20 protein-coding genes and 1 pseudogene are annotated in these 22,887 nt (G+C 53.8%); 17 read left to right on the forward strand and 4 right to left on the reverse strand.

From position 1 onward, the window contains the following. Positions 1–37: 37 nt before the first annotated feature. From mazG to queE, 4 genes are all read left to right on the forward strand, one after another. Entirely contained in the window at positions 38–853 is an 816-nt protein-coding gene (gene mazG, locus BS640_RS02250; protein ID WP_084911756.1) for a nucleoside triphosphate pyrophosphohydrolase, read from the forward strand. Positions 854–1,193: 340 nt separating this feature from the next. After that, positions 1,194–2,831 carry a glutamine hydrolyzing CTP synthase gene (gene pyrG, locus BS640_RS02255; protein ID WP_017490878.1) on the forward strand — a complete coding sequence of 546 codons (1,638 nt, stop codon included), beginning with the start codon at positions 1,194–1,196 and terminating at the stop codon, positions 2,829–2,831. Positions 2,832–2,913: 82 nt separating this feature from the next. Then, complete coding sequence (gene eno / locus BS640_RS02260; RefSeq protein ID WP_017490877.1) at positions 2,914–4,218, forward strand: phosphopyruvate hydratase; 1,305 nt, start codon at positions 2,914–2,916, stop codon at positions 4,216–4,218. 184 nt (positions 4,219–4,402) lie between these two features. Next, the gene (gene queE, locus BS640_RS02265; RefSeq protein WP_084911758.1) at positions 4,403–5,074 is read left to right on the forward strand and encodes a 7-carboxy-7-deazaguanine synthase QueE; all 672 of its coding nucleotides are present in this window, start codon (positions 4,403–4,405) and stop codon (positions 5,072–5,074) included. Between the two features lie 511 nt (positions 5,075–5,585). Here queE and queD read toward each other — a convergent pair. Further along, the gene (queD, locus tag BS640_RS02270; protein WP_017490875.1) at positions 5,586–5,945 is read right to left on the reverse strand and encodes a 6-carboxytetrahydropterin synthase QueD; all 360 of its coding nucleotides are present in this window, start codon (positions 5,943–5,945) and stop codon (positions 5,586–5,588) included. Between the two features lie 170 nt (positions 5,946–6,115). On the opposite strand from queD, the gene BS640_RS02275 reads away from it, so the two are divergent. The 4 genes from BS640_RS02275 (at position 6,116) to BS640_RS02290 (ending at position 11,897) form a co-directional block, all read left to right on the forward strand. Next, positions 6,116–7,282, forward strand: a complete 1,167-nt coding sequence (locus BS640_RS02275) for a hypothetical protein (protein WP_084911760.1) — start codon at positions 6,116–6,118, stop codon at positions 7,280–7,282. 339 nt (positions 7,283–7,621) lie between these two features. Then, entirely contained in the window at positions 7,622–9,424 is a 1,803-nt protein-coding gene (gene cysJ, locus BS640_RS02280) for an NADPH-dependent assimilatory sulfite reductase flavoprotein subunit (RefSeq protein WP_084911762.1), read from the forward strand. Positions 9,425–9,438: 14 nt separating this feature from the next. Beyond that, the gene (cysI, locus tag BS640_RS02285; RefSeq protein WP_017490872.1) at positions 9,439–11,154 is read left to right on the forward strand and encodes an assimilatory sulfite reductase (NADPH) hemoprotein subunit; all 1,716 of its coding nucleotides are present in this window, start codon (positions 9,439–9,441) and stop codon (positions 11,152–11,154) included. Between the two features lie 11 nt (positions 11,155–11,165). Further along, on the forward strand, positions 11,166–11,897 hold the full coding sequence (locus BS640_RS02290) for a phosphoadenylyl-sulfate reductase (protein ID WP_084911764.1): 732 nt from the start codon (positions 11,166–11,168) through the stop codon (positions 11,895–11,897). A gap of 38 nt (positions 11,898–11,935) precedes the next feature. On the opposite strand, the gene BS640_RS02295 is transcribed toward BS640_RS02290, so the two are convergent. Beyond that, positions 11,936–12,973 carry an aminopeptidase gene (locus BS640_RS02295; RefSeq protein WP_017490870.1) on the reverse strand — a complete coding sequence of 346 codons (1,038 nt, stop codon included), beginning with the start codon at positions 12,971–12,973 and terminating at the stop codon, positions 11,936–11,938. Between the two features lie 206 nt (positions 12,974–13,179). Here BS640_RS02295 and cysG point away from each other — a divergent pair, with 206 nt between their 5' ends. The 9 genes from cysG (at position 13,180) to truD (ending at position 20,729) form a co-directional block, all read left to right on the forward strand. Continuing rightward, positions 13,180–14,604: a siroheme synthase CysG gene (gene cysG, locus BS640_RS02300; protein ID WP_017490869.1), complete on the forward strand. Its 1,425-nt coding sequence runs from the start codon at positions 13,180–13,182 to the stop codon at positions 14,602–14,604. 9 nt (positions 14,605–14,613) lie between these two features. After that, a complete protein-coding gene (gene cysD / locus BS640_RS02305; RefSeq protein WP_017490868.1) occupies positions 14,614–15,522 on the forward strand; it encodes a sulfate adenylyltransferase subunit CysD in 909 nt (302 codons plus the stop codon). Between the two features lie 12 nt (positions 15,523–15,534). Beyond that, on the forward strand, positions 15,535–16,962 hold the full coding sequence (cysN, locus tag BS640_RS02310) for a sulfate adenylyltransferase subunit CysN (protein ID WP_017490867.1): 1,428 nt from the start codon (positions 15,535–15,537) through the stop codon (positions 16,960–16,962). 1 nt (position 16,963) lies between these two features. Next, positions 16,964–17,569 carry an adenylyl-sulfate kinase gene (cysC, locus tag BS640_RS02315; protein WP_241528082.1) on the forward strand — a complete coding sequence of 202 codons (606 nt, stop codon included), beginning with the start codon at positions 16,964–16,966 and terminating at the stop codon, positions 17,567–17,569. 61 nt (positions 17,570–17,630) lie between these two features. Continuing rightward, on the forward strand, positions 17,631–17,966 hold the full coding sequence (locus tag BS640_RS02320; RefSeq protein ID WP_017490865.1) for a DUF3561 family protein: 336 nt from the start codon (positions 17,631–17,633) through the stop codon (positions 17,964–17,966). Positions 17,967–18,159: 193 nt separating this feature from the next. After that, complete coding sequence (ftsB, locus tag BS640_RS02325; RefSeq protein ID WP_017490864.1) at positions 18,160–18,489, forward strand: cell division protein FtsB; 330 nt, start codon at positions 18,160–18,162, stop codon at positions 18,487–18,489. Continuing rightward, a complete protein-coding gene (gene ispD, locus BS640_RS02330) occupies positions 18,486–19,205 on the forward strand; it encodes a 2-C-methyl-D-erythritol 4-phosphate cytidylyltransferase (protein WP_017490863.1) in 720 nt (239 codons plus the stop codon). Before ftsB ends, ispD begins: the two co-directional genes overlap by 4 nt. Next, on the forward strand, positions 19,205–19,678 hold the full coding sequence (gene ispF / locus BS640_RS02335) for a 2-C-methyl-D-erythritol 2,4-cyclodiphosphate synthase (RefSeq protein WP_026110390.1): 474 nt from the start codon (positions 19,205–19,207) through the stop codon (positions 19,676–19,678). Before ispD ends, ispF begins: the two co-directional genes overlap by 1 nt. A gap of 4 nt (positions 19,679–19,682) precedes the next feature. Further along, the gene (gene truD / locus BS640_RS02340) at positions 19,683–20,729 is read left to right on the forward strand and encodes a tRNA pseudouridine(13) synthase TruD (RefSeq protein WP_017490861.1); all 1,047 of its coding nucleotides are present in this window, start codon (positions 19,683–19,685) and stop codon (positions 20,727–20,729) included. A 96-nt stretch (positions 20,730–20,825) separates the two neighbouring features. Here truD and BS640_RS02345 read toward each other — a convergent pair whose 3' ends face one another. Both BS640_RS02345 and surE read right to left on the reverse strand, forming a co-directional pair. Further along, a complete protein-coding gene (locus BS640_RS02345; protein ID WP_241528084.1) occupies positions 20,826–22,103 on the reverse strand; it encodes a fibronectin type III domain-containing protein in 1,278 nt (425 codons plus the stop codon). A 45-nt stretch (positions 22,104–22,148) separates the two neighbouring features. After that, positions 22,149–22,604 (reverse strand): annotated as a pseudogene (gene surE, locus BS640_RS22345) (5'/3'-nucleotidase SurE); the annotation flags it as partial. Positions 22,605–22,887 lie beyond the last annotated feature (283 nt).

A 22,887-nucleotide genomic window follows, 5' to 3' on the forward strand; every position in this document is an offset into this window, starting at 1 on the left:
TAGGGATAATTCTCTTTTAAAATTTACGGAAAGCCTCATGACAACTTCACTTCCCCTGCAGCGCCTCCTCGGTATTATGAAAACCCTGCGCGATCCGGTTGCCGGTTGTTCGTGGGACAAAGAGCAAACCTTCGAGACTATCGCACCCTATACGCTGGAAGAAACCTACGAAGTGCTTGATGCCATTGAGCGTAAAGACTTCGCCGACCTGCGCGACGAGCTGGGTGACCTGCTGTTTCAGGTGGTGTTCTATGCGCAGATGGGCAGCGAACAAGGGCTGTTTAATTTTGACGATATCTGCACCGCTATCTCCGACAAGCTAGAGCGTCGCCACCCTTACATCTTCAACCAGCAGCAGTCTGCTCCCGACAAAGACACGACTCAGGTGCTGCTTGAATGGGAGAAGGGTAAATCGCAGGAACGTGCCGACAAGGCGCTATTCTCAGCCCTCGATGATATTCCTGCCACGCTTCCTGCTCTGATGAAGGCGCACAAGATCCAAAAACGCTGTGCTAACGTCGGCTTCGACTGGACCACGCTCGGCCCGGTGCTTGATAAGGTCTATGAAGAGATAGACGAAGTGATGTTTGAGGCCAAACAGGCCGTGGTCGATCAGGATAAATTGGGCGAGGAGATAGGCGACATGCTGTTCGCAACCGTGAACCTTTCTCGTCACCTCGGACACAAGGCCGAAGGCGCTCTTCAGGCCGCAAACCGTAAATTTGAACGTCGTTTTCGCCAGGTTGAAGAAATAATTCGCGGCTCAGGCCTGAAAATGGAAGAAGCGAGCCTCGAACAGATGGAAGAGGCCTGGCAGCAGGTCAAAATGCAGGAAAAATCAGGCCTGAGGTAAAAATCACATTGCTGTGATCAATATCAAAACGCCGTCTAACGCCGCTGCTAACATAGCGTGCATCAATGAAGCAGTGGCATGCGTGCGAAAAGTTTAATAAATTGAATTATAACGCGTTTTTTTGTCGTTCATCGGCCGTTATTTCAGGCGCAATGAGGTAGTTTGCTGTTTTTAAAGGGTTTTGATGTTTTCAGGCCTAAACTGTCATGGCGAGGGGTTGCCGACGGGTCTGCGAGTGAACGGAGTAAAACCATTGTTTGTGGCGCACGGAAGGTTCGGGTATACTATTTTCCCGTCCTGGTTATTCCATCGTCTTTAAACCTAACCTCTCAGGTTCAGCATGACAACTAATTATATTTTTGTGACCGGCGGGGTTGTATCCTCTCTGGGTAAAGGCATTGCCGCAGCCTCTCTGGCGGCTATTCTCGAAGCCCGTGGTTTGAACGTTACCATCATGAAACTCGATCCGTACATCAACGTCGATCCGGGTACCATGAGCCCAACCCAGCATGGTGAAGTCTTCGTGACCGAAGATGGGGCTGAAACAGATCTCGATCTGGGTCACTACGAACGTTTCATTCGCACTAAAATGACTCGCCGTAACAACTTTACTACCGGTCGTATTTACTCCGACGTCCTGCGCAAAGAGCGCCGTGGCGATTATCTCGGCGCGACCATTCAGGTTATCCCGCACATCACCAACGCAATCAAAGAGCGCATCATTGAAGGCGGCGAAGGTCATGACGTGGTTCTGGTCGAAATCGGCGGCACCGTAGGTGACATCGAGTCCCTGCCGTTCCTCGAAGCGATTCGCCAGATGGCGGTTGACGTTGGCCGTGAGCACACCCTGTATATGCACCTGACTCTGGTGCCTTACATGGCGGCTGCCGGTGAAGTTAAAACCAAACCTACTCAGCACTCTGTGAAAGAACTGCTGTCTATTGGTATTCAGCCAGACGTGCTTATCTGCCGTTCAGACCGTTCTGTTCCCGCCAACGAACGTGCAAAAATCGCACTGTTCTGTAACGTGCCTGAGAAAGCGGTTATCTCCTTAAAAGACGTTGATTCCATTTATAAAATCCCTGCGCTATTGAAATCACAGGGCCTGGACGATTATATTTGTAAACGTTTCAACTTAAGCTGCAAAGAGGCCGATCTGGCTGAATGGGAACAGGTTATTTACGAAGAAGCCAACCCAGGCGGCGAAGTGAACATCGGTATGGTCGGTAAATACACCGAACTGCCGGATGCCTATAAATCGGTTATCGAAGCACTGAAACACGCAGGCCTGAAAAACCGCCTGACAGTAAACATCAAGCTTATCGATTCACAGGACGTTGAAACCCGCGGCGTCGAAGTACTGAAAGACCTGGATGCTATCCTGATCCCTGGTGGTTTCGGTTACCGTGGCGTTGAAGGTAAAGTGATGACCGCACGCTATGCGCGTGAGAATAACATTCCTTATCTGGGCATTTGTCTGGGTATGCAGGTTGCGCTGATGGAGTTTGCTCGTAACGTTGCCGGTATGGAAAACGCGAACTCTACTGAATTTGTGCCAGACTGTAAGTTCCCTGTTGTGGCCCTGATTACCGAATGGCGCGATGAAAACGGCAACGTCGAAGTACGTACCGAAGAGAGTGATTTAGGCGGCACTATGCGTGTGGGTGGGCAGCTGTGTCACCTGACCGAAGGAAGCCTGGTTCGTGAGATGTACAACGAGCCAACCATAGTTGAACGTCATCGTCACCGCTACGAAGTAAACAACATGCTGTTGAAGCAAATTGAAGCAGCCGGTTTACGCGTTGCAGGTCGCTCTGGCGATAAGCAACTGGTGGAAATTATCGAGTTGCCAAACCACCCGTGGTTTGTTGCTTGCCAGTTCCATCCGGAATTTACGTCAACGCCGCGTGATGGTCATCCGTTGTTTGCAGGCTTTGTTAAGGCAGCCGGTGAGTATCAGAAGCGTCAGGTAAAATAAAATATAAGACCAGAGGTGCGCTGCCGGAGTGCGGCGCATCCTGAGTCCGAAGCTTTAGTTAACTTGTACTGAGGAAATCCTAATGTCCAAAATCGTTAAAGTGCTCGGTCGTGAAATCATCGACTCCCGTGGTAACCCGACCGTAGAAGCTGAAGTTCATCTGGAAGGCGGTTTCGTAGGTCTGGCTGCTGCACCATCAGGTGCGTCAACGGGTTCTCGCGAAGCTCTGGAATTGCGTGACGGTGATAAATCTCGTTTTCTGGGTAAAGGCGTAACTAAAGCGGTTGACGCGGTTAACGGCCCTATCGCTCAGGCTCTGCAAGGCAAAGACGCAAAAGACCAGGCTAACATCGACAAGATTATGATCGAGCTTGACGGTACCGAAAACAAATCCAAGTTCGGTGCTAACGCGATTCTGGCGGTTTCTCTGGCTGCGGCTAAAGCTGCTGCTGCTTCAAAAGGTCTGCCTCTGTACGCACACATTGCGGAACTGAACGGCACTCCTGGTAAATATTCAATGCCACTGCCAATGATGAACATCATCAACGGTGGTGAGCACGCCGACAACAACGTCGACATCCAGGAATTCATGATCCAGCCTGTGGGCGCGAAAACTCTGAAAGAAGCCGTACGTATGGGCTCTGAAGTTTTCCACACTCTGGCTAAAGTTCTGAAATCTAAAGGCATGGGAACTGCTGTTGGTGACGAAGGTGGCTATGCGCCTAACCTAGGTTCTAACGCCGAAGCCCTGGCTGTAATCGCTGAAGCGGTTAAAGCAGCAGGCTACGAGCTGGGCAAAGACATCACTCTGGCGATGGACTGTGCAGCTTCAGAATTCTATAAGGACGGTAAATACGTTCTGGCTGGCGAAGGTAACAAAGCCTTCACTTCTGAAGAGTTCACTCACTTCCTGGAAGACCTGACTAAACAGTACCCAATCGTTTCTATCGAAGACGGTTTGGACGAATCTGATTGGGACGGTTTTGCTTACCAGACTAAAGTTCTGGGCGACAAAATCCAGCTGGTGGGCGACGACCTGTTCGTTACCAACACTAAAATCCTGAAAGAAGGTATCGAAAAAGGCATCGTTAACTCCATCTTGATCAAATTCAACCAGATCGGTTCACTGACCGAAACTCTGGCTGCGATCAAAATGGCGAAAGATGCTGGCTACACTGCCGTTATCTCTCACCGTTCAGGCGAAACTGAAGATGCTACCATTGCCGACCTGGCAGTCGGTACCGCTGCGGGCCAAATCAAAACCGGTTCTATGAGCCGTTCTGACCGTGTTGCTAAATACAACCAGCTGATTCGTATCGAAGAAGCACTGGCGGCTGCGGGTACTCCTGCCCCGTTTAACGGTCTGAAAGAAGTTAAAGGTCAGTAATTTCTGAACCCTGGCTTCACAAAACCCGCTTCGGCGGGTTTTTTACTTTATTAGAAACCCCCTTTATTAGCCGAGCAACGCGGTGAATCGAAGATTTCTGAAAGTTGTGCGATTCCGCGATAGGTTTGGCGCAACCCGCGATGTCTGCGATAATAGCCGTTGGCTCCTTAACACTGAGATACACATGCAGTACCCGATTAACGAGATGTTCGAAACCCTGCAAGGGGAAGGCTATTTTACCGGCGTGCCGGCTATTTTTATTCGTTTACAGGGCTGCCCGGTGGGCTGTAGCTGGTGCGATACGAAACACACCTGGGAAAAATTCGCCGATCGTGAAGTCGATATGCAGCGTATCCTGGTTAAAACCGAAGAGAGCGACGCGTGGGGCAATGCCACCGCCGAGCAGCTGCATCAGGTTATCAAGAATCAGGGTTGGACGGCCAACCACGTCGTGATAACCGGCGGTGAGCCGTGCATCTACGATTTGCAGCCGTTGACCGAGCTTTTGGAATCATTGGGCTATAGCTGCCAGATTGAAACCAGTGGCACGCATGAAGTGCGCTGTTCTGCCAAGACCTGGGTGACGGTTTCTCCAAAAGTGAATATGCGTGGCGGTTACGACATTCTGCCGCAGGCTCTGCAGCGAGCAGACGAGATTAAGCATCCGGTCGCACGCCAGCGTGATATCGATGCATTGGAAGTGTTGCTTGCGACACTGACCGACCAGAAGGCGCGTATTATCGCCCTACAGCCGATCAGTCAGAAAGAAGAAGCCACTAAATTGTGTATCGCGACGTGCATCGCCAAAAACTGGCGGTTGTCAATGCAGACCCATAAGTATTTAAACATCGCCTAATTTTCTTCGCCCTTGTCACTGTGGCGGCGTTGCTTCGCTTGCTCGCCCGAATCACTGACTTATGTCAGCTCATCGGGACTTGCGCACTTTGCGCCTTGCCACAGCAACAAGGGCTTTGAAAATTCTTTCTTTGGTCTTGTCACTGTGGCGGCGTTGCTTCGCTTACTCGCCCGAATCACTGACTCATGTCAGCTCATCGGGACTTGCGCACTTTGCGCCTTGCCACAGCAACAAGGGCTTTGAAAATTCTTTCTTTGGTCTTGTCACTGTGGCGGCGTTGCTTCGCTTGCTCGCACGAATCACTGACTTATGTCAGCTCATCGGGACTTGCGCACTTTGCGCCTTGCTACAGCAACAAGGGCTTTGAAAATTCTTTCTTTGGTCTTGTCACTGTGGCGGCGTTGCTTCGCTTACTCGCCCGAATCACTGACTTATGTCAGCTCATCGGGACTTGCGCACTTTGCGCCTTGCCACAGCAACAAGGGCTTTGAAAAGAGGTTAGGCGAGCAGTTTAACCGCGATAAACGCAGCCGGCGGTGCAGGTTTCTTTGATGCGCACCGCGCTCAGCAGGGGAAGCTGAGGCTTCATCTTGTTCCAGATCCATTCGGCGAGTACTTCGCTGGTTGGATTTTCAAGGCCCGGGATATCATTGAGATAATAGTGATCCAGGCTGTCTAGGGTCGGTTTAAACGCGGCTTTCAGCTCAGCAAAATCCATGACCCAGCCGGTGTGTGGATCAACTTCGCCGGTGATTTCCAGACGCACGGCAAAAGAGTGCCCATGCAGGCGGCCACATTTATGCCCTGCGGGAACGTGAGGCAGGTGATGAGCGGCTTCGAACATAAAATCTTTAAATAATGTAGTGGTCATAACACTGTCTCGTTGACTGCAAAAAACGCGGCATATTAACGGAATCTGGCCGCTTACGCCATGACTTATCTGCTCTGCAAATAGACAGATATTGAGCTTTGGTGTATTTACTCAATGTGACTCGATGACTTACATTGGGGGCGTTGGATATTAACCTATTGAGATAGTGAATGATTAGAGCGCTGCGTTGGGCCATTTTGTTGCTGATAGTTTCTGCAACAGCTAAAGCCGATGAACTATCGATCCCCTATAAATTACCCACTGCGGGTGATGCACCGGCGGTAAATACCCCTGTGCCTGCGGCTCCTGACAAGGCAGCATCGGCTACACCGCAAACTGCGCCCGCTGCGCCTGCTGCGCCATCGCCTGCGGTGACGCCGTCTGCGGTTTCCGCTGCAAAAGCTGCCCCTGCTAACGGTCAAACGGTTACGACGCCCGCAGCACCGGCCAAGCCTGCTGTCTCTAAAGCCCCCGCCAAGCCCACTGGGATAGTGTTAAAAACCCTGGCCGATGGCACCGGCAGCTTTTACTTCCCGGTTGGTGGCAACAAAAAACCTGTCGAAGTCTTCACCTATCAGCCCGCCGGTACCGACGCCAGCACCCCGGTGATTATGGCGATGACGGGTGTCGATCGTAACGCATCCACCTACCGCAACGACTGGATCAAAATCGCCGACCAATACCATTTCCGCATCGTGGTTCCGCGTTTTACCGATCAGGACTTCCCCGGCAGCTATGGCTATAACCTGGGAAATATCCAGGATCCGAAAACGCATCACCGGCTGCCTAAGTCGCAGTGGACCTTCACCTTGGTGAATGACATTTTCAACGCCATGCGCCAGCAAGGAATCACCACTCAGTCTCAGTATTATCTGTTTGGCAACAGCGCGGGCTGCCAGTTCGTTCACCGTATGCTGACCCTGCTGCCGCAGCCAGAGGTCAAGGCCGCTATTTGCTCCGCCGCTGGCTGGTGGACGCTGCCGGATACCGACCAGCGCTGGCCTTACGGTCTGCGCGCCTCGCCGATAAAAGTCAGTCAGTCTCAGTTGGCCGAGTACTTTGCCAAACCTATTCTCATTGCGGTGGGGACCAATGACGACGATCCTGAAAATCGTCTGCTGCGTCACTCCAAGGGCGCGATGGCGCAAGGCGTAACGCGTCTTGACCGTGCCGAGAACTTTTTCACCACCTCTCAGCAGCAGGCAGAGCAAAACTACATGCCGTTTAACTGGCACTTTGTGGCGCTTCCGGATATCGGCCATAGCGATATCAAAATGTCGATTTACGCCGCAGGGCAGTTCTCGCGCTTCGAGCAGCAGCACGAGTTCAATCCATAACGGACTGATGTTCTGCGCCACTTTCTGACGGCAAGCCTGTGAACTCAAAGAAATTTTTAACCCCGCAAATGCGGGGTTTTCTCATCTAGACTCCTGAATTTACCCCCGATGAATAAACCTGATTTTTTTATTAGTTATTTCAGTAGCCTATAACTGCGGCTTTACCACTTTTACCGATAGTTTCTACCTGAAAAAACACTTAGTCATTATGGTTATTTAATATTCCCATCACTTATTTAATTGTTATGATCCTGCTGGTTAACCTTACAAGCTATCAAATTCTTAATCATTTAATGGCCCGCTGAAACTGGCTTAAGCAATAAGGGAATTCGTACCGCGATGACGACTCAGGCTCCTCCTCTATCTTTGCTTCCGTTAACCCCGGAGCAAATGACACGGCTGCAATCGGCGATTGGTGACTATTCGCCGACCCAGTTAGCCTGGCTTTCAGGTTATTTTTGGGGATTGACTAACCAGCAGTCGGGCGCGGTGGCGGCACCTGCTCCAGTCGCTGCGGCGGCATCGATTACCCTTATCTCAGCGTCCCAGACCGGTAACGCACGCCGTCTGGCCGAGCAGCTGCGCGATGCGCTGGTTGCGGCTAAGCTTAACGTTAACCTGGTCAACGCCGGTGACTACAAGTTCAAGCAGATTGGCCAGGAAAAATTACTGCTGATCGTCGCGTCTACACAGGGAGAGGGCGAGCCGGCGGAAGAGGCTGTGGCGCTACACAAGTTCCTGCTTTCCAAAAAGGCGCCGCAAATGTCCGATACGGCCTTCGCGGTGTTTGGCCTGGGTGACACTTCTTACGAATTCTTCTGTCAGGCGGGTAAGGACTTTGATAGCCGTTTGGGTGAACTCGGCGCAGAGCGTTTGCTCGACCGCGTAGACGCCGACGTTGAGTACCAGCACCAGGCCGCTGACTGGATTCAAAATGTGGTTGAGGTACTGAAAAAGCGCGTACCTGCCGAAGGTCCTGCCGCGCTGGCGGCTACCGTCGCTGGAAACGTGAATCAGCTCGACAGCAGCCCTTACACCAAGGAACAGCCGCTGACGGCGCTGCTTTCGGTCAACCAGAAAATTACGGGTCGCAACTCTGATAAAGACGTGCGCCATATTGAAATTGATTTAGGCGATTCTGGCCTGCGCTACCAGCCGGGTGACGCGCTGGGCGTGTGGTTCGAAAACAGTCCTGCTCTGGTGAAAGAACTGCTCGAGCTGCTGTGGCTGAAAGGCGATGAGCCGGTCGAAGTCCACGGCAAAACGCTCGCGTTGAGCGATGCGCTTACGCATCATATCGAGCTGACGCAGAACACCACGGTCATTGTCGACAAGTACGCCGCCGTATGTCGCGACGCCGACCTGCTGGCGCTGGTTTCCGACAAGAGCGCGTTGCAACAGTTTGCACAGAACACGCCGTTCGTCGACATGATTCGCCGTGCACCGACCGAGCTTCAGCCTCAGCAACTGGTTGATATGCTGCGCCCGCTGACGCCACGGCTTTATTCTATTGCCTCTTCACAGGCGGAAACCGACACCGAAGTCCACATTACCGTCGGCGTAGTGCGTTACGAAATTGATGGCCGTGCGCGTACCGGGGGAGCGTCGGGCTATCTTGCTGACAGACTGCAAGAAGACGGTGAAGTCCGCGTCTTCATCGAGCACAACGATAACTTCCGTCTGCCGGCCGATCCTGAGGCACCGGTCATTATGATCGGCCCGGGCACCGGTATTGCGCCCTTCCGCGCCTTTATGCAGCAGCGTGATAACGACGGTGCGGGCGGTAAAAACTGGCTGTTCTTTGGTAATCCGCACTTTACCGAAGATTTCCTTTATCAGGTTGAGTGGCAGCGCTATGTCAAAGATGGACTGTTAACCCATATTGACCTGGCCTGGTCGCGCGACCAGTCCGAGAAAGTTTACGTTCAGGACAAGCTGCGTGCCAAAGGCGCTGAAGTGTGGCAATGGCTGCAGGAAGGCGCACATATTTATGTCTGCGGTGACGCCAACCGCATGGCGAAAGACGTGGAGCAGACGCTGCTTGAGCTGATTGCCGAGCACGGTTCCATGAGCCTTGAAGACGCCGATGAATTCCTGAGCGAGCTGCGTTTTGACCGTCGTTACCAGCGAGATGTCTATTAATGAGCACTGAAACTATGAACGAAAAACATCCCGGACCTTTGGTGGTCGAAGGCAAATTAACCGACGCTGAACGTCTTAAGAAAGAAAGTAACTTTCTGCGCGGCACCATTACCGAGGATCTGACCGACGGCCTGACCGGCGGTTTCAACGGCGACAACTTCCTGCTGATCCGTTTCCACGGCATGTACCAGCAAGACGACCGTGACATTCGCGCCGAGCGTGCCGAGCAGAAGCTCGAGCCGCGCCATGCGATGATGCTGCGTTGCCGTCTGCCGGGCGGTGTGATGACCCCCGAGCAGTGGCTCGGCATCGATAAATTCGCCGCAGACAGTACGATTTACGGCAGCATTCGTATCACCAACCGCCAGACGTTCCAGTTCCACGGCATTCTGAAGCCTAACGTTAAACCGGTTCATCAGCTGCTGAACAAGCTGGGCCTTGACGCGCTGGCAACCGCCAACGACGTGAACCGTAACGTGCTCTGTACCTCTAACCCGGTAGAGTCCGAGCTGCATTTCGAAGCCTGGCAGTGGGCGAAGAAGATTTCCGAGCATCTGCTGCCGCGTACCCGCGCCTATGCCGAAGTGTGGCTGGATCAGGAAAAGGTCGAGACTACCGACGAAGAGCCGATTCTGGGGGCAACCTATCTGCCGCGTAAGTTCAAGACGACGGTCGTTATCCCGCCGCAGAACGACGTGGACCTGCACGCCAACGATCTGAACTTCGTGGCGATTGCCGACAACGGTAAACTGGTTGGCTTTAACGTGTTAGTGGGCGGTGGACTGTCTATCGCGCATGGCGATAAGACGACCTATGCCCGCACCGCAAGCGAACTGGGCTTTATCCCACTCGAAAATACGCTGGCGGTCGCTGAGGCGGTAGTAACCACTCAGCGCGACTGGGGTAACCGCACCAACCGTAAGAACGCCAAGACCAAATACACCCTGGAACGCGTCGGCGTCGAGACCTTCAAGGCTGAAGTCGAGAAGCGTGCGGGTATCACCTTTGGTGACGTGCGTCCTTACGAATTCACCGGCCGTGGCGATCGCATCGGTTGGGTGAAGGGCATTGATAACCAATGGCACCTGACGCTGTTCATCGAAAACGGACGTATTCTGGACTACCCGGGTCGTCCGCTGAAAACGGGTCTGGCCGAGATAGCCCGCATTCATAAAGGCGATTTCCGTCTGACCGCGAACCAGAACCTGATCGTGGCGGGTGTCGATGAGAAAGATAAAGACGCTATCGAGGCGCTGGCGCGCAATCACGGTCTGATCGATGACGGCGTGACCGAGCAGCGTAAAAACTCGATGGCCTGCGTGTCCTACCCAACCTGTCCGCTGGCTATGGCCGAAGCAGAGCGCTTCCTGCCAGAGTTTGTGACCAAGGTAGAAGGCATCATGCATCAGCACGGGGTCGGCAAGGAACACATCGTCCTGCGCGTCACCGGTTGCCCTAACGGCTGTGGCCGTGCGCTGTTGGCTGAAATCGGCCTGGTAGGTAAAGCGATGAACCGCTACAACCTGCATCTGGGCGGTAACCGTGAGGGTACGCGTATTCCACGCATGTATCGTGAGAACATCAGCGATGTCGAGATCCTGACGATTATCGATGAGCTGGTCGGACGCTGGGCAAAAGAGCGCGAGACCGATGAAGGCTTTGGCGATTACGTGATCCGCGCAGGCATCATCAAGCCGGTGCTCGATCCCGCTCGCGATTTTTACGACTGACAGGAGGCGATATGAGCTTACTCTCCCTAACAGAACTGAATGCACTGCCCAAGTCCGGGCAGGCATTGGCACTGGCCGAGGTTAACGGCCAGCTGGAAAAACTCTCGGCCGAAGAGCGCGTGAGCTGGGCGTTGGAAAATCTGCCGGGCGTGTTTGCCTTGTCGTCCAGCTTCGGTATTCAGGCGGCGGTGTGTCTGCATCTGGTCACGCGTCAGAAGTCGGATATTCCGGTGATCCTGACGGATACCGGCTATCTGTTTCCGGAAACCTACCAGTTTATCGATACCCTGACTGAGCAACTGAACCTGAATCTTAAGGTTTATCGCGCCGAGCACTCTGCCGCATGGCAGGAAGCGCGGTACGGCAAGCTGTGGGAGCAGGGCGTTGAGGGCATCGAGAAATATAACCTGATCAACAAGGTTGAACCAATGAACCGCGCGCTTGAAACGCTGGGGGCGCAGACCTGGTTCGCCGGTCTGCGTCGTGAGCAGTCGGGCAGCCGTGCCAATCTACCGGTGTTGGCGGTGCAGCGTGGGGTGTTTAAAATCCTGCCGATCATCGACTGGGACAACCGTCAGATCTTCCAGTATCTAAAGCAGCACGGGCTGAGCTACCACCCGCTGTGGGATCAGGGCTATCTGTCCGTTGGCGACACTCACACCACCAAAAAGTGGGAAGAGGGGATGAAGGAAGAGGAAACTCGGTTCTTCGGCCTTAAGCGTGAGTGCGGACTGCACGAATAATCAGTTTTCAAATCCCCCACACGATGGGGGATTTTTTTTTAACGTCCCTCAGGCGTCGCTAACTCTTTCAGTAAAGGCAGCAGAATTCTCACGCTGTCTTTTTCACGTCTGGCGATGCGCCCTGGCAGATAGCGGTCAAGATATTGCAGATTGTCTATCCGCCCCTGGAAGCGGCTGGTGCCGGCCGGGAAGTGAGAGCTTATCGGACGCTGCTGCTGCCCATCCTGTTTCCCCAGTCGCCAGTCGCTGGCGGAGACCAGCATCAGCGGAATATGCTGGTCGTCCAGCGCCTTCAGCCCCTCGCAGCAGCTGGTTCCCGACGGGCTGCGTGCGGCGTCGATGCCCAGGCGACGCGCGATGCTCAGCGCCTTGTCCCTCGAGAGCTTGGCGACGACGGACGAGGTATTCACACCGCTGTTGAAATACAGTCGGTCACCGACAATCAGCGAATTCAGATTGATGACCAGCAGCGTGCGTTTTTTCTCCTCCGGCGTCAGGCTGTCGAGATAGTCTTTTGCACCTTGCTCACCGGCCTCCTGTGCACTCAGGGCGACGAAACGCAGGCTGTAGTGCGTCGACTCTTGGCTCATCCGCTGCGCCAGCTCGAGCATAGCACCGACGCCGGAGGCGTTATCGTCGACGCCCTGTAGCGTCAGGCCGCCGAGATTCTCGTCGCTGTCCTTATCGCTCTGCGGCAGATAGGTATCGAAATGCGCCATGACCACTATCTGTTGCGGTACTTCGCCTGCGCGGTCGGCTATTACTGAGGTGGCGTGAACGCTGTGCCAGTTCTGGCGGCCGTCCTGACTGGTGTAAAGATAACGAGCTTCAAACGCGCGCAGATGGCTCTGGTAGCCCATTTTGTTCAGCGTCTGATTAAGGTAATCGGCGGCGATGATTTCAGCCGGGCTGCCGGCCATTCTTCCCGGAAAATAGGTGGCAATGTGTCGCGTCTGCTGTTCCGCCATGTGGCCGAGTGGCGGATTTTTTAAGGGATGTCCCACGGCAGAGACCGCATACCAGCCGCTCAGCGTGAGTAACAGTGCTGAACGCGCTACGTGGCGGAGAGAAAGCATACTAAAAATCCTTATCAGGCGTCCTTGAAAAGTCTGCCCGTAGTATGCGATTCGGCGACGAAATTAACAATTTACAGTTTTCTCAAAACGAGCTTTTTACTGGCTATATTCCATTCTGGAACTAATCATTCCATTTCGTCATTTCATCTCGATAACGGCCACGCCGTATAGTCATATTATCGATTTGTTTATGCATAAAGGTTGTTGTGGACTATCTCCCTATATTTGCCGACCTGAAACAACGTCCGGTACTGGTCGTTGGCGGTGGCGAAGTGGCTGCACGCAAAATTGATCTTCTTCTGCGAGCAGGTGCGGAAGTGAGAGTCGTCGCACAGGCATTGTCTGGTGAAGTGGAGTCTCTGCACCAGCAGTCTGACGTTCTTTGGTTGTCTCAGTCTTATCAGCCTGAGCAGCTTGATGACGTATTTCTGGTGATCGCCGCAACGGATGACACTGAGCTTAACGCCCGCGTGTATGAAGACGCTAATCAGCGCCGCGTGCTGGCCAATGTCGTTGACGATCAGCCTAAATGTTCATTTATTTTTCCGTCCATTGTCGATCGCTCGCCGATCGTGGTGGCTATTTCGTCCAGCGGGCAGGCGCCCGTGCTGGCCAGAATGCTGCGTGAAAAACTCGAAACGCTGCTGCCCGCCAGCCTCGGTAAAATGGCGGAAATCGCCGGTAGCTGGCGTGAACGCGTCAAGCAGCGTTTTAACTCGATGTCTGCCCGTCGTCGTTTCTGGGAGCAGGCTTTTGACGGCCGCTTCGCTTCATTGACCGCTGGGGGGCAGTTCGATGAGGCGGAGCAGGCGTTAAAGCAGCTGATGGATGCGCCGGACGAGGCGACTCATCAGGGGATGGTGACGCTGGTCGGTGCGGGTCCCGGCGACGTGGGGCTTCTGACGCTGCGTGGATTGCAGGTCATGCAACAGGCCGACGTGGTGCTGTATGACTTCCTGGTTAGCGATGAGGTATTGGACCTCGTGCGCCGCGACGCGGAGAAAATCTGCGTCGGTAAGCGTGCGGGCAACCATCTGGTGATGCAGGAAGAAACCAATCGACTCTTGGTCGACCTGGCGAAGCAGGGAAAAAAAGTGGTCAGGCTGAAAGGCGGTGACCCGTTCATTTTTGGTCGCGGTGGCGAAGAGCTTGAAGTGGTCGCCGCGGCTGGCATTCCTTTTCAGGTGGTGCCGGGAATTACCGCCGCAGCCGGGGCAACGGCCTATGCCGGTATTCCTCTGACGCACCGCGAACGCGCGCAGAGCGTGATGTTTATTACCGGCCAAATCCGCACTGACGGCAATGGCCTGCAATGGTCCGAACTCGCCCGCGGGCAACAGACGCTGGCGATTTATATGGGCGCAATGAAAGCCTCGGACATCAGTCATCATCTTATCGCCCACGGGCGCGCCGCCGAAACGCCGGTGGCGGTGATTGGTCGCGGTACGCGCGCAGACCAACAGGTGTTGACCGGAACATTGCAAAATTTAGAACAATTAGCCCAACAGGCGCCGTCGCCGGCCCTGCTGGTTATTGGTGAAGTGGTTGAACTTCATCACAAACTCGCCTGGTTTGGGCATCATCCAGAGACTGCCGGTGCACAACGCCCGACGGTCGTGAATTTGGCTTAAGGATCTGATATGGACGAAAAACGACTCACCCATTTACGACAGCTGGAGGCGGAAAGCATCCATATCATCCGCGAGGTTGCGGCTGAATTCGCTAACCCGGTGATGATGTATTCCATCGGTAAAGACTCCTCTGTGATGCTGCATCTGGCGCGTAAGGCCTTCTTCCCCGGCACGCTGCCTTTCCCGCTGCTGCACGTCGATACTGGCTGGAAATTCAAAGAGATGTATGAGTTTCGCGACCGTACGGCGAAGAATTATGGCTTTGAGCTGCTGGTGCATAAAAACCCGGAAGGCGTGGCAATGGGCATTAACCCGTTCGTACACGGCAGCGCCAAGCACACCGATATCATGAAAACCGAAGGCCTGAAGCAGGCGCTGAACAAATACGGTTTTGACGCTGCCTTTGGCGGTGCTCGTCGTGATGAAGAGAAATCGCGTGCCAAAGAGCGTATCTACTCGTTCCGCGATCGTTTCCATCGTTGGGATCCGAAAAACCAGCGTCCAGAGCTGTGGCACAACTACAACGGCCAGATCAACAAGGGTGAAAGCATCCGCGTCTTCCCGCTGTCTAACTGGACCGAGCTGGATATCTGGCAATACATCTATCTGGAAAACATTGAGATTGTTCCGTTGTATCTGGCCGCACCGCGTCCGGTACTGGAGCGTGACGGTATGCTACTCATGGTCGATGACGACCGTATCGAGCTACAGCCGGGCGAGGAGATTGAAGAGAAAATGGTCCGTTTCCGTACTCTGGGATGCTGGCCGCTGACCGGTGCGGTGGAGTCCGAAGCGCAAACGCTGCCGGAAATCATCGAGGAGATGCTGGTTTCCACCACCAGCGAGCGTCAGGGGCGTGCCATCGACCGCGATCAGGCGGGTTCGATGGAGCTTAAAAAGCGTCAAGGGTATTTCTAAGGAGCACGGACTATGAATAACGCAATTGCACAACAAATCGCTGAGCAGGGCGGCGTAGAAGCTTATCTGCACGCACAACAGCACAAAAGTCTGCTGCGCTTCCTGACCTGTGGCAGCGTGGATGACGGTAAAAGTACGCTAATCGGCCGCCTGCTGCACGACACACGTCAGATTTATGAAGATCAGCTGTCTTCACTGCACAATGACAGCAAGCGTCACGGTACTCAGGGCGAGAAGATTGACCTGGCGCTGCTGGTTGACGGTTTGCAGGCCGAGCGTGAGCAGGGCATTACTATCGACGTGGCTTATCGCTACTTCTCAACTGAAAAACGTAAATTCATCATCGCCGATACCCCGGGGCACGAACAGTACACCCGTAACATGGCGACCGGCGCATCGACCTGCGACCTAGCAATTTTGCTGATCGATGCGCGTAAAGGCGTACTGGATCAGACCCGCCGTCACAGCTTTATCGCAACGCTGCTGGGGATTCGTCATCTGGTGGTTGCAGTCAACAAGATGGACCTGGTCGACTACAGCGAAGAGGTATTCGAGCAATTCAAGCAAGACTACCTGACCTTCGCCGAGCAGTTGCCAACCGATCTGGACATTAAATTCGTGCCGCTTTCCGCGCTGGAAGGCGACAACGTGGCGTCCGAAAGCCAGAAGATGCCTTGGTACACTGGCCCGACGCTGCTCGACGTGCTGGAAACCGTCAACATCATCAACGTGCGTGAACAGCAGCCGATGCGTTTCCCGGTGCAGTATGTGAACCGTCCAAACCTCGACTTCCGTGGTTATGCCGGTACGCTGGCCTCCGGTTCCGTTCGCGTAGGGCAGAAAATCAAGGTGCTGCCATCAGGCGTTGAGTCCACCGTGGCGCGTATCGTGACCTTCGACGGCGACCTGCAGGAAGCCTGGGCCGGAGAGGCGATTACGCTGGTGCTGGACACCGAGGTTGATATCAGCCGGGGTGACCTGCTGGTGGACGCCAACGAGACGGTAAAAGCGGTGCAGAACGCCAAGGTTGACGTGGTGTGGATGGCCGAACAACCGCTGAGCGTGGGCCAGAGCTATGACATCAAGATTGGTGGCAAGAAGACCCGTGCGCGCGTCGAGAACATCGAATATCAGGTTGAGATCAACTCGCTGACTCAACGCGTGGTCGACAGCCTGCCGCTGAACGGCATCGGTCTGATTGAGCTGGCCTTCGACGAACCGCTGGTGTTGGACAACTATCAGCAGAACGCAGTGACCGGCGGCATGATCTTTATCGATCGCCTGAGCAACGTAACCGTCGGTGCGGGTCTGGTGCGAGAAGCGCTTGAACAGGTTTATGAAGAAAAAGGGGCTTACAGCGCCTTCGAGCTTGAGCTGAACGCGCTGGTTCGTCGTCATTTCCCACATTGGGGCGCGCGCGACCTGCTGGGTGGCAAGTAATATGGCCCTTCAGGACGAAAATATCGTCTGGCATCCGCACGCGGTGACGCGTGCGGATCGCGAAAAGCAGCATGGGCATCGCGGCGTGGTGCTGTGGTTTACCGGCCTTTCAGGGTCGGGTAAATCCACCGTGGCAGGCGCGCTGGAGCAGGCGCTTTTCAGCCTCGGCGTGAGCACTTATCTTCTCGATGGTGACAATGTAAGACACGGACTGTGTCGCGATTTGGGCTTTTCCGATGACGACAGACGTGAAAATATCCGCCGCGTCGGGGAAGTAGCCAAGCTGATGGTAGACGCCGGACAGGTGGTGCTTACTGCGTTTATCTCACCTCATCGCGCCGAGCGTCAGATGGTACGTGAGTTGTTGGATAACGGGCAGTTTATCGAGGTATTTGTCGATACGCCGTTGGCTATCTGCGAGGCGCGTGACCCTAAGGGGTTATACAAGAAAGCGCGCGCGGGAGAGCTGAAAAACTTCACCGGTATCGACTCGGTTTATGAGCCGCCGCTGGAGGCTGATATTCACCTCGATGGTGAACAATTAGTAACACATTTGGTCCCGCAATTATTAGCTGTGCTGCGTGGTCGAGGTATTATCAATCCCTGAATGTTGCTGGCAAAACGCCGAAGAGCGTGTCGGTGTACAGCGAAACAACAGGGGTTGAACCATGCAAACGTTAAGTCAGTTATTCATCGACATCAAGCGTAAGAAGCCGTCGGTAAAGGAGAGCGAAGAACCTTCCTACTCCATGGTCGGCGGCTGCACCGGATTTGTGTTCTTCTGGCTGGCGTTTTCCCTTCCTTTTGTCATCTACGGCTCCAATACGCTGTTTTTCCTGCTCTATACCTGGCCGTTCTTTCTGGCGCTGATGCCTATCTCGGTGCTTATCGGTATCGCCTTCAGCATGCTGTTCAGCGGTCGTCTGTGGAAGACTCTGCCGTTGACCGGTCTGGTGGTATTTTGCGTATTTTGGACCGTGTTCAAGTTTCTCAGCGGCTGGTAATCGCCTCCTCGTTCTCATTTTTCTCCGCCTTTCTGCGCAGCTTTTAATCGTTTTTATCCTCACGGTTGTAAACCATTGTGTCATTTGGGGACTTATTCTTAACTTAACTCCTAATCTGCTCGCCAATTTCCCCTTCAGTGTGGAGTCAAAGTGAAAGTTGTGGGATGATTGAGCGGCTATTTCAGGGGGCGGAATGGGCAAATTAACGCTGCTATTATTGATTATTCTAGGCTGGTTGCAGTATTCACTGTGGCTGGGTAAGAACGGTATTCACGATTACGTGCGGGTTAACGATGATGTTGAGGTGCAACAGGCCAGCAACGTCAAACTTAAATCACGCAATGACCAACTCTTCGCAGAGATTGACGACCTTAATGGCGGTCAGGAGGCGATTGAGGAACGCGCACGCAATGAGCTGGGCATGATCAAGCCCGGTGAGAGTTTCTATCGCCTGGTGCCAGACCAAAACAAGCGCAATCAGGCTTCCAACACAACGCAAGTAAGAATCAACAATAATCCATGAGCCACACAGCCGTCTCCTCGGCCGATATCGTCGCGGTGTTGCCCGCCGCCGGTATTGGCAGCCGCATGCAAAGCGAACTTCCTAAACAATATCTGACCATCGAAGGGAAAACCCTGCTCGAGCACGCTATCAATGCGCTGCTGCGCAGTCCCCGCGTCAGGAAAGTGGTGGTCGCTATCAGTCCTCAGGACACCTGGTTTGCCCAGTTGCCTGTTGCGCAGGACCCGCGTATTCAGGCGGTGACCGGTGGCGCGCAGCGTGCCGATTCGGTTATGGCCGGGCTCAAGCAGGCGGGAGACGCGTCCTGGGTGTTGGTTCATGACGCGGCACGTCCGTGCCTGCATCCTGATGACTTGACGCGACTGCTGGCTATCAGCGCAACGAGTAACGTTGGCGGGATCCTTGCCGCGCCGGTACGCGACACGATGAAGCGCGGTGAACCGGGGATTGAGAAAATCGCCCATACCGTCGACCGTCAGGATTTATGGCACGCGCTTACGCCGCAGTTTTTCCCATTGGGTCTGTTAAAAGCCTGTCTGGAACGTGCGCTTGATGAAGGCGCTACCGTGACCGACGAGGCCTCGGCCATCGAATACTGTGGTTATCATCCGCAGTTAGTGCCGGGAAGATCCGATAATATTAAAGTTACCCGTCCAGAAGATCTGGCACTGGCAGCATTCTATTTAACTCAGTTACACCAAGAGGAGAGCGCATGATGCGTATCGGTCACGGTTTTGACGTACATAAATTTGGTGGCGAAGGCCCTCTGGTGATCGGCGGCGTGCGTATCCCTTATGAAAAGGGTCTGCTGGCACATTCAGACGGCGACGTTGCCCTGCATGCGGCGACTGATGCTCTGCTCGGTGCTGCCGCGCTTGGTGATATCGGCAAACTGTTCCCGGATACCGACCCGGCCTATAAAGGTGCAGACAGCCGCGAGCTGTTGCGTGAAGCCTATCGTCAGATTAAGGCGAAGGGCTATCGTCTCGGTAACCTCGACATCACCATCATCGCGCAGGCGCCAAAAATGCTGCCGCACGTGCCGCAGATGCGTGTCTTCATCGCCGAAGACCTGGGCTGCCACATGGACGACATCAATGTGAAAGCCACTACGACTGAAAAGCTGGGCTTTACCGGCCGCGGCGAAGGCATTGCCTGTGAAGCCGTTGCCCTGTTGATCAAGGCCTGATGCAATGGACATGAATAATCTGACCTGGCTGTACGGCAAGCCGCTTTCGAACGGTACGCTGAAAGCCAATCCAGAAGATTTCATCGTTGAGGAAGACCTTGGCTTTGAGCCGGACGGGGAAGGGGAGCATCTGCTGGTGCGCATCCGCAAGACCGGCTGTAACACCCAGTTTGTCGCCGAGCAGTTGGCCCGTTTCGCCGGTGTGCATCCCCGTTCGGTAAGCTATGCGGGTCTTAAAGACCGCCACGCCGTTACCGAGCAGTGGTTCTGTGTGCATTTGCCGGGGAAAGAAAACCCGGACCTCAGCCAGTTCCAGCTCGAAGGCTGTGAAGTGGTGCGCTTTGCTCGTCATCTGAAAAAGATGCGTATCGGTACACTGAAAGGCAATGCATTCACACTGGTACTGCGCGATTTGACCGACCTTGCAGACATTGAGCAGCGTCTGGAGAAGATTGTGTTACAGGGCGTGCCGAACTATTTTGGCGTGCAGCGCTTTGGGCGCGGCGGCAATAATCTGCTGCAGGCGACCCGCTGGGCGAAGGACGAAATCCGCGTTAAAGAGCGTCCTAAGCGCAGCTTCTATCTTTCTGCGAGCCGTAGCGCGATGTTTAACATTGTCGCCAGCCAGCGTTTGGCAAAAGGGCTGATGAGTGAGGCGATGCTGGGTGATGCGCTTCAGTTGAGCGGACGCGGCAGCTGGTTTGTTGCCAGGGAAGAAGAGCTGGAGTCGGTGCAGTCGCGCGTGGCCAGCGGTGAGCTGTTGATCACGGCACCGTTGCCGGGTGATGGTCCTTTGGGTTCACAGCAGGATGCCGAAGCTTTCGAGCTGAGCTGCATTGAGGACCAGACGCCGCTGCTGTCTCTGCTCAAGCGTGAACGTGTTGATCCTGCGCGCCGTGCCATTATGCTGCACCCGCAGAACATCGTCTGGAAACCGCTGGACGAGGCGACGCTGGAGCTTAAGTTCTGGCTGCCCGCGGGCAGTTTTGCCACCAGCCTGGTCCGTGAGTTGATGGGACAGGGTGAAGGCGACGCGGATATCAGCGAATAATCTTCTGCGCAACAATTACCCCCTCACGAGGAGGGGGTTCAAAGTTGACATAGAAAGCCGGCTAGCCGGCTTTCTATGTTTTTGTACTCTAAGAATTTACTTCTTGTCCCACGCCTGTTGCCATGCGCTGCCGGTAGAAGGCGCATAGGCCCACGCCACGCCGCTACACCATGGGGTATAAGGCGAGGGCTTACACTGATAGGCGTTGCCGTCAGCGGCGGTAACGATGTCACCGGCCTGATAATGGGTGCCTTCTTTGTAAGCCGGGTGCGCACCACCGTTGTCGTCACTTTTCTCTTTGGTGGTAACGGACAGCATCTCGGAAAGGCCGGACTTATTGCCTGAGATATCCGTCGCACTTATCTGATAGTGGTAAGTGGTATCCGGCTGAAGATTTTTGTCCTCAACGCGGATTTCTTTCACGTTAAATGCCAGTTTGCCATTGCGGAAAATCTCGTAACCCAACACTTTCACATTATCCGTTGAGGCTTTCCACGTCAGCGTCACGCTATTTTGTGCAACCTGCGTTGCTACCAACTGAGTGGGAATGGTGGGTGCCTGGGCGTCGTGTGCCGGGGCTTTTTCGGTCTTGATGCTCAGAACATCGCTGGCGGCAGAAATATTGTTTGCGGCGTCGACGGCCTTGACGGTGTAATGATACTCGACGTTTTCCTGTAAATTAACGTCGGTGTATTCATGGGAGGGAGCATCGGAAATTTTGACATTATTACGATATATTTCATAATGATGAACGCCTGCGGCGTTGTCGTCTGTCGAGGCCGTCCAGGTCAGATGAATGCTGCTGGCGGTCGCTTCTCCATGCAGATGGGTAGGTACGCTCGGCGCCGTGGTATCTTCGTCTGGCGTCACGATAGCATTTTCGCCGTAAATCAGGTCGGTGTAATCTTTACGGAACTGGCCGTTGAAGCCCTGATGAGAGACATTTTCACCTTCATCCCAGTTTATCGACCAGGTCATCACCCCTCTTAACGGCATGCCTTCTTTTTCTAAATCTTTGAAAACGCGATACACGTCCTGCGGCGTTTTGACAAAACCTGTTGCAGCCGCTGAGTTATTACTTGGCAAGCCGATAACTAATTTATTGGCAGGGATTTTCACTGCTGCCTTACCGTGTGGGTTAGCAATCAGTTCTTTAGTAAAGTGATAAAGGAATTCATATTTTTTAGAGTCATCATCCTGGCGATAATTAACCCAATAGACGCCGTCTGAGGTGTCTTCAGGTTCAAAGCCAATCCCGAACGCGCCCTGGTTATAATATTGCGGAGCAATAAAATCATAGTAGCCATCCAGATTTTTAATATAGTTTATATACTCTGGGGTAATTTCGGTCAGATAAGGAATTTCAGGGGCCATACTGATAATAAAATGCTTACCCTGATTTTCATAATGTTTGCGGACTATTTTCAGTGCAGCGGGAATAACGGTCTCATTATCAGCTTTCTTGATAGCCGCAGCGGTATCGTAATGCTGATGGCCGTCGAGTGACACGGCAAGCGCAGGATAGCCCAAGTGCCGCCCTTCCATTGCGGCAGCGACGGTACCGGAATAAATAACGTCATCCCCCAGATTCGGGCCAGCGTTAATGCCTGAGACAACAATATCCGGGCGCGGCTGCATCAGCCGATTAACGCCGAGATAGACGCAGTCCGTTGGGGTTCCGTTAATAACAGCAGTGTCACCGTTGGGATAGGTTTGAATACGTAAGGGTGAGTCCAGCGTCAGCGCGTTCGATGCGCCGCTGCGATTCCTGTCGGGCGCAACCACCGTCACCTCGGCGAATTCGCGCAGCGCAGAAGCTAGCGCCTGGATACCGGGAGCCGTCACACCGTCATCATTACTCAACAATATCCGTATCAAAGATGTCATGCCTTGTTCTCAGTAGATTGCAAAGAAAATCCTCTGGTTATCATTTAGTTGCACAACGATCGCGCATTCACGCTGCGACGCAATCCCGTTGCCGTCAAACCAGTGATGATTATAACCGTTGTCAGCTGGGTTTCTACAGTGAAAAAACAGGCTTGTAGGAAAGCGCAGCCGTTTGGTTAATAAATATAAAATAAATGACTTTCATTACGTTCACTGCGCACTGCCATCAAATAGAGAATATTCTCTATCTATAAGCATTGAAGTATTAATA

The organism is Rouxiella badensis (genome assembly GCF_002093665.1).
GTDB classification, from domain to species: domain Bacteria; phylum Pseudomonadota; class Gammaproteobacteria; order Enterobacterales; family Enterobacteriaceae; genus Rouxiella; species Rouxiella badensis.

Bases quoted from the DNA above. Each gene is read 5' to 3' on its own strand.
- mazG (WP_084911756.1), top strand. From the start codon at position 38: ATGACAACTTCACTTCCCCTGCAGCGCCTCCTCGGTATTATGAAAACC.
- pyrG (WP_017490878.1), top strand. From the start codon at position 1,194: ATGACAACTAATTATATTTTTGTGACCGGCGGGGTTGTATCCTCTCTG.
- eno (WP_017490877.1), top strand. From the start codon at position 2,914: ATGTCCAAAATCGTTAAAGTGCTCGGTCGTGAAATCATCGACTCCCGT.
- queE (WP_084911758.1), top strand. From the start codon at position 4,403: ATGCAGTACCCGATTAACGAGATGTTCGAAACCCTGCAAGGGGAAGGC.
- queD (WP_017490875.1), bottom strand. From the start codon at position 5,945: ATGACCACTACATTATTTAAAGATTTTATGTTCGAAGCCGCTCATCAC.
- BS640_RS02275 (WP_084911760.1), top strand. From the start codon at position 6,116: ATGATTAGAGCGCTGCGTTGGGCCATTTTGTTGCTGATAGTTTCTGCA.
- cysJ (WP_084911762.1), top strand. From the start codon at position 7,622: ATGACGACTCAGGCTCCTCCTCTATCTTTGCTTCCGTTAACCCCGGAG.
- cysI (WP_017490872.1), top strand. From the start codon at position 9,439: ATGAACGAAAAACATCCCGGACCTTTGGTGGTCGAAGGCAAATTAACC.
- BS640_RS02290 (WP_084911764.1), top strand. From the start codon at position 11,166: ATGAGCTTACTCTCCCTAACAGAACTGAATGCACTGCCCAAGTCCGGG.
- BS640_RS02295 (WP_017490870.1), bottom strand. From the start codon at position 12,973: ATGCTTTCTCTCCGCCACGTAGCGCGTTCAGCACTGTTACTCACGCTG.
- cysD (WP_017490868.1), top strand. From the start codon at position 14,614: ATGGACGAAAAACGACTCACCCATTTACGACAGCTGGAGGCGGAAAGC.
- cysN (WP_017490867.1), top strand. From the start codon at position 15,535: ATGAATAACGCAATTGCACAACAAATCGCTGAGCAGGGCGGCGTAGAA.
- cysC (WP_241528082.1), top strand. From the start codon at position 16,964: ATGGCCCTTCAGGACGAAAATATCGTCTGGCATCCGCACGCGGTGACG.
- BS640_RS02320 (WP_017490865.1), top strand. From the start codon at position 17,631: ATGCAAACGTTAAGTCAGTTATTCATCGACATCAAGCGTAAGAAGCCG.
- ftsB (WP_017490864.1), top strand. From the start codon at position 18,160: ATGGGCAAATTAACGCTGCTATTATTGATTATTCTAGGCTGGTTGCAG.
- ispD (WP_017490863.1), top strand. From the start codon at position 18,486: ATGAGCCACACAGCCGTCTCCTCGGCCGATATCGTCGCGGTGTTGCCC.
- ispF (WP_026110390.1), top strand. From the start codon at position 19,205: ATGCGTATCGGTCACGGTTTTGACGTACATAAATTTGGTGGCGAAGGC.
- truD (WP_017490861.1), top strand. From the start codon at position 19,683: ATGGACATGAATAATCTGACCTGGCTGTACGGCAAGCCGCTTTCGAAC.
- BS640_RS02345 (WP_241528084.1), bottom strand. From the start codon at position 22,103: ATGGCCCCTGAAATTCCTTATCTGACCGAAATTACCCCAGAGTATATA.